The organism is Acinetobacter sp. AR2-3, assembly GCF_001878775.1.
GTDB lineage: Bacteria > Pseudomonadota > Gammaproteobacteria > Pseudomonadales > Moraxellaceae > Acinetobacter > Acinetobacter lwoffii_D.
The window spans coordinates 1-1024 of sequence record NZ_MJIQ01000004.1 but is presented as its reverse complement, the minus strand read 5'-3'; the positions used below and the strand labels follow the sequence as shown (position 1 = coordinate 1024).

The 1024-nt window shown below is 42.1% G+C and carries 2 pseudogenes; one reads left to right on the top strand and one right to left on the bottom strand.

The annotated features are described in order from the left end of the window. Positions 1-149 (bottom strand): annotated as a pseudogene (locus tag BFN00_RS15745) (DDE-type integrase/transposase/recombinase); the annotation flags it as partial. A gap of 71 nt (positions 150-220) precedes the next feature. On the opposite strand from BFN00_RS15745, the pseudogene BFN00_RS15640 reads away from it, so the two are divergent. Continuing rightward, positions 221-1014, top strand: a pseudogene (locus BFN00_RS15640) (IS3 family transposase); the annotation flags it as partial. Positions 1015-1024: the final 10 nt, after the last annotated feature.

Here is a 1024-nt window from a genome sequence, read left to right as displayed (position 1 = left end):
TGTACCATGACACCCATTGGATACCCCTGACGAGCCATTGCATAATGAAACGCATCACATACCAATTGACGGTCTATTCGATAGCTGGTTTGCCAACCGACAATACGACGGCTGAATAGATCCAGCATCACACATAAATACAGCCAACTGATCCTAGCCAAAATAATGGACAGTACTTCCCTCTAAAGATAACGTAACGTTAACTTTGGAGATCCAAGAAATGGCCAAACGTTTTAGTCCTGAATTTAAACAGCAAGCAATTGATTATGCACTTTCAAACTCACACGAGCCTATAGCTGCAATCGCCCAGAAATTAGGTGTGGGTTATTCAACTTTAGACAAATGGATTCGTGAAGCCAATCCAGTGGGTTCAAGCAAACGTCAACTTTCACCAGAACAACAGCGGATCTTGGAATTAGAGAAAGAAGTCAAACAGCTTAGGGAAGTCAATGACATCTTAAAAAAAGCGCATGTGTACTTTCTGACAGATCATGCCAAGAAAAGTACACGGTAATTCAAGATCTAGATGTGAATGAAGTCACTGTATCTTCTGCCTGTAAATGCCTGGGTGTCAGCACTTCAGGCTATTATGCCTGGCGAAAACGCCAGACCAATCTAGCGCAGAAATATAATGATTTAAAAGCCGTATATTGGCAGCATCATGCACGATTGGGTGCACCTTCATTGGTACATGACATGCATGATTTAGGTTACAGCATGAGCGAACGAACCGTTGGAAGAATGCTTAAAAAGCTTGGTTTACGTAGCAGGATTGCACGTAAATACAAGCATACGACTGATTCAAACCATCGTTTGCCTACAGCACCTAACTTGTTAGATCGTCAATTTACGGTCAATGAACCCAATAAGATCTGGACAACAGATATTACCTATATCCGTACTAAGCAAGGTTGGCTGTATTTATGTGTGATGCTGGATCTATTCAGCCGTCGTATTGTCGGTTGGCAAACCAGCTATCGAATAGACCGTCAATTGGTACTGTCTCTTATACACATCTGACGCT